This window comes from Hydrogenophaga sp., assembly GCF_050250835.1.
Taxonomy (GTDB): Bacteria; Pseudomonadota; Gammaproteobacteria; order Burkholderiales; family Burkholderiaceae_C; genus Hydrogenophaga.
Window position 1 is genome coordinate 32,001 of record NZ_JBFWNX010000017.1, and the last position, 8,726, is coordinate 40,726.

Annotated in this window: 4 protein-coding genes; 2 read left to right on the forward strand and 2 right to left on the reverse strand. The window is 65.6% G+C overall.

The genetic code is table 11. The features are described from left to right. Window positions 1-3,156 (forward strand): efflux RND transporter permease subunit, encoded by a 3,156-nt coding sequence (locus AB7F11_RS18080; protein ID WP_428291266.1) that lies wholly within the window; start codon window positions 1-3, stop codon window positions 3,154-3,156. A gap of 59 nt (window positions 3,157-3,215) precedes the next feature. Here AB7F11_RS18080 and AB7F11_RS18085 read toward each other — a convergent pair whose 3' ends face one another. Both AB7F11_RS18085 and map read right to left on the reverse strand, forming a co-directional pair. Next, window positions 3,216-5,924 (reverse strand): [protein-PII] uridylyltransferase, encoded by a 2,709-nt coding sequence (locus AB7F11_RS18085; protein WP_428300301.1) that lies wholly within the window; start codon window positions 5,922-5,924, stop codon window positions 3,216-3,218. 31 nt (window positions 5,925-5,955) lie between these two features. Then, the gene (gene map, locus AB7F11_RS18090) at window positions 5,956-6,780 is read right to left on the reverse strand and encodes a type I methionyl aminopeptidase (RefSeq protein ID WP_428291268.1); all 825 of its coding nucleotides are present in this window, start codon (window positions 6,778-6,780) and stop codon (window positions 5,956-5,958) included. A 127-nt stretch (window positions 6,781-6,907) separates the two neighbouring features. Between map and purL the strand changes: the two genes are divergently transcribed. Further along, window positions 6,908-8,726, forward strand: a 1,819-nt coding sequence (gene purL / locus AB7F11_RS18095) for a phosphoribosylformylglycinamidine synthase (RefSeq protein ID WP_428300284.1), incomplete at its 3' end; no start/stop codon positions are given.

Below are 8,726 nucleotides of genomic sequence, written 5' to 3' on the forward strand. Positions count from 1 at the left end.
ATGAACGTCTCCGCCTGGTCCATTCGCAACCCCATTCCGGCGGCGATGCTGTTCGTCATGCTCACGCTGGCGGGCCTGTTTTCCTTCAAGCAGATGAAGGTGCAGAACTTCCCGGATCTGGACGTGCCCAACATCACGGTGCTGGCCACGCTGCCGGGCGCCTCGCCCAACCAGCTCGAGAACGATGTCGCCCGCATCATCGAGAACAGCCTGGCTTCGCTCCAGGGCTTGAAGCACATCTACACCAAGGTGCAGGACGGATCGGTGTCGATCACGGCCGAGTTCCGCATCGAGAAAAACACCCAGGAGGCGCTGGACGACGTTCGTTCGGCGGTGGCCAAGGTGCGCGGCGACCTGCCGTCGGATCTGCGCGAACCGATCGTCAACAAGATCGAGCTGGCCGGTGGCGCCGTGCTGGCCTACACCGTGGCTTCAGACAAGATGGATGCCGAGGCTGCGTCGTGGTTCGTGGAAAACGACATCGCCAAACTGTTGCTCTCGGTGCCTGGCGTGGGCGCGGTCAACCGCGTGGGCGGCGTGGAGCGCGAGGTGCAGGTGCTGTTGGACCCGCTCAAGCTGCAGGCGCTGGGTGCGTCCGCCACCGACATCTCGCGTCAGCTGGCCAAGGTGCAGATCGAGAGCGCAGGCGGGCGTGCGGATCTTGGTGGCAGCCAGCAGCCCATGCGCACGCTGTCGTCGCTGCGCACGGCCGAAGAGCTCTCCCGACTCGAACTTGCCCTGACCGATGGCCGGCGCATCCGTCTGGACCAGATTGCCGAGGTGAAGGACACCGTGGCAGAACCGACCGCCGCCGCCTTTCTGGACGGCAAGCCGGTGGTGGGCTTCGAGGTGGCACGCAGCCGTGGCGCCAGTGAAATCGAAGTGGGCAATGGCGTGCGCGCCAGGCTCAAGACGCTGCAGGAGCAGCGGCCTGATTTGCGCATCACCGAGTCATTTGATTTCGTGACACCGGTGGCCGAAGAGTTCGACGGCTCCATGAAGCTGCTCTACGAGGGAGCCATCCTGGCCGTGCTGGTGGTGTGGCTGTTCCTGCGGGATTTCCGGGCCACCGTGGTCTCGGCCGTGGCGCTGCCGCTGTCGGCCATTCCCGCCTTCATCGGCATGTACTACATGGGCTTCACCATCAACGTGGTGACGCTGCTGGCTTTGTCGCTGGTGATCGGCATCCTGGTGGACGACGCCATCGTGGAGGTGGAGAACATCGTGCGCCACATGCGCATGGGCAAGACGCCCTACCAGGCCTCCATGGAAGCGGCCGACGAGATCGGGCTGGCGGTGATCGCCACCACCTTCACGCTGATCGCGGTGTTCCTGCCCACCGCCTTCATGTCGGGCATCCCCGGCAAGTTCTTCAAGCAGTTCGGCTGGACGGCGTCATTCGCGGTGTTCGCTTCGCTGGTGGTGGCCCGTGCGCTGACACCCATGATGGCCGCCTACCTTCTCAGGCCCGTCGTGATGGCCAAGGACATGCCGCGCTGGGCGCGCAGCAGCCGACTGACCGGCGCGATCTGGCGCTGGATGACCAACCAGGATGAACCCGCCTGGCTCAACACCTACCAGGGCTGGGCAGCGTGGTGCATTCGCCACCGCTGGGTCACCATGGTCGGCGCGGGCGCGTTCTTCGTGGGTTCAATCATGTTGATCCCACTGTTGCCTCAGGGCTTCATTCCGGCCGATGACAACTCGCAGACCCAGGTCTACCTGGAGTTGCCACCCGGTGCCACGCTGCAGCAGACCATCCGCACCGCTGAGCGCGCGCGCGAACTGGTCACCGCGGTGCCGCACGTGAAATCGGTCTACACCACCATCGGCTCGGGCTCTGCCGGCAGCGACCCGTTCGCGCCGCAGGGCGCGACGGAATCGCGCAAGGCCGCGCTCACCATTCAGCTCGACGCCAGGGGTGCGCGCCCGCGCAAGCAGGTGATCGAGAACCAGCTTCGCGAGGCCATGTCCAACCTGCCGGGCGTGCGCAGCAAGGTCGGCCTGGGCGGATCGGGCGAGAAATACATCCTCACGCTCACCGGCAACGACGCCGCGGCCATGCAGACCGCCGCCACCGCCATCGAACGCGACCTGCGCACGATCCAGGGCGTGGGCAGCATCCAGTCCACCGCCGCGCTGGTGCGCACCGAGATCAGCGTCACGCCGGACCTGGCGCGTGCCGCAGAAATGGGGGTGACCAGCAGCGCCATCGCCGAGACGCTGCGCATCGCCACCGTGGGCGACTACGACAACGCCTTGCCCAAGATGAACCTGCCTGAACGGCAGGTCCCCATCGTGGTGAAACTCGACGTCGGTGCTCGCCAGGACCTGGACCTGCTCGCGCGGTTGCCAGTGCCCGGCAGCAAGGGCCCGGTGATGCTGGGCCAGGTGGCCACGCTGAGCATTGGCGGCGGCCCCGCGGTGATCGACCGCTACGACCGTTCGCGCAACATCAACTTCGAGGTGGAGCTGGCCGGCATCGCGCTGGGGGACATGAAAACGGCGGTGGAAAAGCTCCCGAGCCTGCGCAACCTGCCAGCGGGAGTGAACGTGATCGAGATCGGCGATGCAGAGGTGCAAGGCGAGCTGTTCGCGAGCTTTGGCCTGGCCATGCTCACGGGTGTGCTGTGCATCTACATCGTGCTGGTGCTGCTGTTCAAGGCGTTCCTGCATCCGTTCACCATCCTGGCCGCGCTGCCCCTGTCGCTGGGTGGCGCTTTTGTGGCGCTGCTATTGACCAACAAGAGCTTTTCGATGCCATCACTCATCGGCCTGATCATGCTGATGGGCGTGGCCACGAAGAACTCGATCCTGCTGGTCGAATACGCCATCGAGGCGCGCCGCGAGCATGGATTGAACCGGCTCGACGCAATTCTGGACGCCTGTCACAAGCGAGCACGCCCCATTGTGATGACCACGATCGCCATGGGCGCGGGCATGATGCCGATTGCGATTGGATGGGGCGCGGCGGACAGCAGTTTCCGATCACCGATGGCGGTGGCAGTGATCGGGGGCCTGATCACGTCCACCTTCCTGAGTTTGCTGGTGATTCCGGCGGTGTTCACCCTGGTGGACGATGTGGGGAACTGGTTTTCGGGCTTGTTTCGGCGCAAACCAGCGTCTGCGGGCGCTCCGGAAACCGTTCGCGCCTAGCGACTGGCGAGATCCGGATGAAGCCGCACTCAGCCAGCGTCAGCGAACAGCCCGCCGACTCAACCCTCCAGCGTCTCCAGCAATTCCGTCTCGATCTCGATCTGGCGTTTGTTCATCTGCAACTGCGCACCGCTGATGAGGAACGTGTCTTCCACACGTTCCCCGAGGGTCGTGATCTTTGCGAGTTGCACGCTGATGTCGTTGCGGGCGAGCACGCGTGTGATGCCGTAGAGCAGGCCCGCGCGGTCGCTTGCAGACACCGACAACAACCAGCGTTGCGCTTTCTCGTCTGGCCGCAGATCCACGCGTGGCGTGACCGGAAAGCTCTTGACCCGGCGCGAGAGACGTCCCTTGGTCGGCGTGGGCAACGGGCCGCGCTCGTCGATGGTCTGGGCCAGGTTGTTTTCCACCATGGCGATCAACTCGCGGTAGTGCTCTGACAGCGCAGGGGCCACCACCTGAAACGTGTCCAGCGCGTGACCGTCGCGCGTGGTGTGCACGCGCGCGTCCAGGATGCTGAAATGCGAACTGTCGAAATAGCCGCAGATGCGGGCGAACAGGTCGTGCTGATCGGGCGCATACACCAGCACCTGCAAACCTTCGCCCTCAGGTGAAAGCCGGGCGCGCACGATGCACTTGTCAATCACTTCGGGGGCGCCTTCGACAGGCGCTGGGGCCGGTGGCTGCCTGGCCTGCTGGGCGGCGCTCTGTGCGATCTGGCGCGTGAGCACCCGTGTGTGCCAGGCGATCTCGTCGGCCTGGTGGCGCATGAAGTAGCTCACGTCGAGCGTGTCCCAGAGCGCCTTGTGAGCCTGATGGGGCAGGGCGTGCAGGGCGAGCATGGACAGGGCTTCGCGCTTGCGGCCTTCGATGACCGCCCCCGGGTCGGGCGCGCGGCCACCGAGCGCGCGCAGCGTGTAGCGGTACAGGTCTTCCAGCAGCTTGCCCTTCCACGCGTTCCAGACCTTGGGACTGGTGCCCCGGATGTCGGCCACGGTGAGCAGGTACAGGGCCGTGAGGTAGCGTTCATTGCCCACGCGTTGGGCAAAGGCTGAGATCACGTCCGGATCGCTCAGGTCTTCCTTCTGAGCCATGCGGCTCATGGTCAGGTGTTCGGCCACCAGAAATTCAATGAGCCTGCAGTCTTCGCGGCCGATGCCGTGCTGGCGGCAGAAGGTGCGCACGTCGCGCGCGCCCAGCTCGGAGTGGTCGCCGCCCCGGCCCTTGGCGATGTCGTGGAACAGGGCCGCGATGTAGAGAATCCAGGGCTTGTCCCAGCCCGCTGCAAGCTGCGAGCAGAAGGGGTACTCGTGCGAGTGTTCTGCGATGAAGAAGCGGCGCACGTTGCGCAGCACCATCAGGATGTGCTGGTCCACCGTGTACACGTGGAACAGGTCGTGCTGCATCTGGCCCACGATGTGGCGGAACACCCAGAGGTAGCGACCCAGCACCGAAGTCTGGTTCATCAGCCGGATGGCATGTGTGATGCCCTCGGGCTCCTGCAGGATTTTCAGGAACAGCGCGCGATTGACCGGGTCGGCACGAAAGCGCGCGTTCATCACCGGGCGGGCGTTGTAGAGCGCGCGCAGGGTGCGGGCCGACAGGCCCTTGATGCCCACGGTGGTCTGATAGAGGTGAAAGGTCTCCAGGATGGCGTGGGGCTGCTGCACATACAGGTGGTCGTTCGCCACCTCCAGCATGCCGCCTTTGTCGAAGAAGCGTTCGTTCAGCGGGCGCAGTCGGTCCACGCCTGCCACGTCGCTGTGCAAGCGTTCCTGGATGTTGAGCAGCAGGATCTGGTTGAGCTGAGTCACCGCCTTGGCGGCCCAGTAGTAGCGTTTCATCAGTGCTTCGCTGGCGCGGCGCGTGCCGCGTGCCGTGGGCACCACATGGGGTTCGCCAGGGTGGCCCGGCGTGATGACGGCCGGCACCTGTGCCTTGAAGCCGAACGACTCGGCCACGGCAGTCTGCAGGTCGAACACCAGACGGTCCTCGCGCCGGTTGGCCAGCAGGTGCAACCTGGCTCGGATCAGGCTGAGCAGTGCCTCGTTGGCCTTGATCTGGCGTGCTTCCAGAGGCGTGGCCAGCCCTTTGCGCGCCAGCTCGTCCCAGCTTCGCCCCAGGCCTGCGGCCTTGGAGACCCAAAGGATGATCTGCAGGTCGCGCAGGCCCCCCGGCGATTCCTTGCAATTGGGTTCGAGTGAATAGGGCGTGTTCTCGAACTTGGTGTGGCGCTGGCGCATTTCCAGCGTCTTGGCGACGAAGAAGGCCTTGGGGTCCATGGCCTCGGCCAGATCGCTGACCAGACGGCCGAAGGCGTTCTTGCTTCCGGCGATCAGGCGGCACTCCAGCAGCGAAGTCTGCACCGTCACGTCCTTGGACGCCTCGACCACACAGTCGCCGATGGTGCGGACACTGGAGCCAATCTCCAGGCCCAGGTCCCAGCAGGCGCCGATGAAAGACTCCAGGCGCGTCTTGAGCGCGGCGTCGCTGTCGGGCAGGCTGCCATCGGGCAGCAGCACGAGCACGTCTACGTCGGAAAAGGGAAACAGCTCGCCACGCCCGTAGCCCCCCACGGCCACGAGGGAGAATCCCGGACCGAAACCGGCCAGGGCCCAGAGCTCGCGCAGGGTCTGGTCGGTCAGGCGGGAGAGTTCCTGCAGCGCCTTGCGCACGCCCCGGGTGGATGAACCTTGAACACCGAGCCGGGCCATCAGCGCGGCCTTGTTGCTGCGGTATTCGAGCCGCAGCGTGCCGAGGTCGCCCATGATGGAGGGCGGTGCAGCGACGCTCATGGACTCAGGCAACCGCGGCTGCGGGCGCCACGAACTCGGGCACGGCAGGGCTGCCAGCGGACAGGGTGAGCACCTCGTAGCCGGTCTCGGTGACGAGCACCGTGTGTTCCCACTGGGCGGAGAGGGAGCGATCGCGGGTGACGATGGTCCAGCCGTCACCCAGTTCCTTGATGTCACGCTTGCCGGCGTTGATCATGGGCTCGATGGTGAAGGTCATGCCTGGCTTGAGTTCTTCGAGCGTGCCGGGGCGGCCGTAGTGCAGGACCTGCGGATCTTCGTGGAAGCGTTGGCCGATGCCGTGACCGCAGAATTCGCGCACCACCGAGAAGCCGTTGCCCTCGGCAAAGGTCTGGATGGCATGCCCGATGTCACCCAGGCGCACGCCCGGACGCACCATGACGATGCCCTTCCACATGGCCTCGAAGGTCACCTGGCTCAGGCGGCGCGCCTGCACCGAGCAAGCTGCAGGGCCGCCAATCAGGAACATGCGGCTGTTGTCGCCGAACCAGCCGTCCTTGATGACCGTCACGTCCACGTTGAGGATGTCGCCCTTCTTGAGCGGCTTGTCGTTGGGAATGCCGTGGCAGACCACGTGGTTGATGGACGTGCACAGGTGCCCCGGGTAGGGAGGGTAGCCTTGCGGCTGGTAGCCGATGGTGGCCGACACCGTGCCTTGCTGCTTCATGTACTCGGCCGCAAGGCGGTCGATCTCGAGGGTGGTCACGCCTGGCTGAATCAGCGGCGTGAGGTAGTCCAGCACTTCGGAAGCCAGCCGGCAGGCCGTGCGCATGCCCGCAATGCCGGCCTCGTCTTTGTAGGTGATGCTCATGGGGCGCGATTATCCCATCTGGCCTTGCCCGGCGGTGTTCCCGCAGGGCAAGGCCATGGGGACGGCCGGGTAAAATCCCGGGTTTTCCACCCGGGCCCACCGGGTCAACGCACCTCAGGCTCCCAACGTGTCCCTGCACCTGCGCATTTTCGACGGCGGCACCGCCATCAGCGGTTTCAAAGTCCAGCAAATCCTGCCCCGACTCGCGGGCATCTCCGACAAGATCACCAGCCTCGCGGCCCGCTTCGTGCATATTGCCGCCTTCGACGGCGAGCCCGGCGCCGCCACCGTGCAGCGCCTGGGCGAACTGCTCACCTACGGCGAGCCTTGTACCGAAGCCCATCTGGCCCTGGAGAAGGCCGGCGCCCCGGCCCTGCTGGTCATGCCGCGCCTGGGCACGGTCTCGCCCTGGGCGTCCAAGGCCACCGACATCGCGCACAACTGCGGCTTGAAACTGCACCGCGTGGAGCGCCTGGTGGAATACCGCGTTGGGCTGAAGTCGGGCCTGCTCGGCAAGACCAGCCTCTCGCCCGAACAGCTGCGCGCCGTGGCCGATGTGCTGCACGACCGCATGACGGAAAACGTGTCGCTCGACCGCAGCCAGGCGCAGGCGCTGTTCACCGAACTGCACCCGGCGCCCATGGAGCAGGTAGACGTGCTGGGGGGTGGACGCGCGGCGCTGGAGCGTGCCAACACCGATTGGGGCCTCGCCCTGGCGGAAGACGAAATCGACTACCTCGTGACCGCCTTCCATGGCCTCCAGCGCAACCCCACGGACGTCGAACTCATGATGTTCGCGCAAGCCAACAGCGAGCACTGCCGCCACAAGATCTTCAACGCGCAATTCACCATCGACGGCGTGGCGCAGGACAAGAGCCTGTTCGGCATGATCCGCCACACCCACCAGCAGGCGCCGCAACACACCGTGGTGGCCTACTCGGACAACGCCTCCATCATGGAAGGCAGCGTGGTCGAGCGTTTCGTGGCGCGCATGGGCAGCGGCGCGTCGCCGGTCTACTCGGCTGAAACCGCCACGCACCATGTGCTGATGAAGGTGGAAACCCACAACCACCCGACCGCCATCTCGCCATTCCCCGGTGCTTCCACGGGCGCGGGCGGCGAGATCCGGGACGAAGGCGCCACAGGCCGAGGTTCCAAACCCAAGGCGGGCCTGACCGGCTTCACCGTGGGCAAGCTCTGGGGTGGCTGGAGCGACCAGCCGGGCGGCAAACCTGAACACATTGCCAGCCCGCTGCAGATCATGACCGAGGGCCCGCTCGGGGGCGCAGCCTTCAACAACGAGTTCGGCCGGCCCAATCTGCTGGGCTATTTCCGCGAATACGAGCTGTTGGTGGACGGCGTGCAGCGCGGCTACCACAAGCCCATCATGATCGCCGGGGGCGTGGGCGTGATCGACGCCGGGCAGACGAAGAAGATCGAGTTCCCGGCGGGCTCGCTGCTGATCCAGCTCGGCGGCCCAGGCATGAAGATCGGCATGGGTGGCAGCGCCGCCAGCTCCATGGCCACCGGCACCAACGCCGCCTCGCTCGACTTCGACTCCGTGCAGCGCGGCAACCCCGAGATCGAGCGCCGCGCCCAGGAGGTCATCAACCACTGCTGGCAACAAGGCGAGAACAATCCCATCCTGGCGATCCATGACGTGGGCGCCGGTGGCCTTTCGAACGCATTTCCCGAACTCACCAACGATGCCGGTCGAGGCGCCCGCTTTGATCTGCGCGCCGTGCCGCTGGAGGAGAGCGGTCTGGCGCCCAAGGAAATCTGGTGCAACGAAAGCCAGGAACGCTATGTGCTGGCCATCGCACCGGAGTCGCTCGACCTCTTCACCGCATTTTGCGAACGGGAACGGTGCCCGTTTGCGGTGATCGGCGTCGCAACCGACGAACGCCAGCTCGTGCTGTCAGACGCCCCCGTTCGCCCTGACGCCA

Bases quoted from the DNA above. Each gene is read 5' to 3' on its own strand.
- map (WP_428291268.1), bottom strand. From the start codon at position 6,780: ATGAGCATCACCTACAAAGACGAGGCCGGCATTGCGGGCATGCGCACG.
- AB7F11_RS18085 (WP_428300301.1), bottom strand. From the start codon at position 5,924: ATGGGCGACCTCGGCACGCTGCGGCTCGAATACCGCAGCAACAAGGCC.
- AB7F11_RS18080 (WP_428291266.1), top strand. From the start codon at position 1: ATGAACGTCTCCGCCTGGTCCATTCGCAACCCCATTCCGGCGGCGATG.